This window comes from Azoarcus sp. TTM-91, from assembly GCF_012911025.1.
Classification (GTDB): domain Bacteria; phylum Pseudomonadota; class Gammaproteobacteria; order Burkholderiales; family Rhodocyclaceae; genus Azoarcus.
Genome location: NZ_WUEI01000307.1, coordinates 1 through 426, shown reverse-complemented (window position 1 = coordinate 426; position 426 = coordinate 1). Strand labels below are relative to the sequence as shown.

General features: G+C 64.8%; 1 protein-coding gene. It reads left to right on the top strand.

All coding sequences use genetic code 11. The features are described 5' to 3' along the window. Positions 1-413: cytochrome b/b6 domain-containing protein (locus GRF61_RS24370; protein ID WP_211166204.1), on the top strand; the 413-nt coding region annotated here is incomplete at its 5' end. Positions 414-426 lie beyond the last annotated feature (13 nt).

The window sequence follows — 426 nt, the reverse complement described above, 5'->3', positions numbered from 1 at the left end:
ATATTGGCCACAACCCCGCTGGTGCGCTTGCTATCATCGCCTTGCTGCTGATGGCGTGCGGCCTGGCAGGAACGGGCTGGGCCACCTACAACGATGTCGGCGGTGACTGGCTCGGCGAACTGCACGAGGGCTTCGCCAACGCAATGCTTGCACTGGTGGGCATTCATGTTCTCGCCGTCTTTGCCAGCAGTTGGCTGCACGGTGAGAATCTGGTTGGCGCGATGATCAGCGGACGCAAGACCGGCCTGCCGAACGAGGGCATCCGCCGTGCGTGGTCGAGTGTCGCGGGCCTGATGTTGGTGGCTGTGCTGGGCTTCTGGTGGATGCAGTGGCAGTCCGCGCCGCCGGCCGGCGTCACTGACCGTCCCGCGGCCTCCGCGAAGCATCACGACGCCGACCGCGACGACTATTGATCCAAACCGGTAC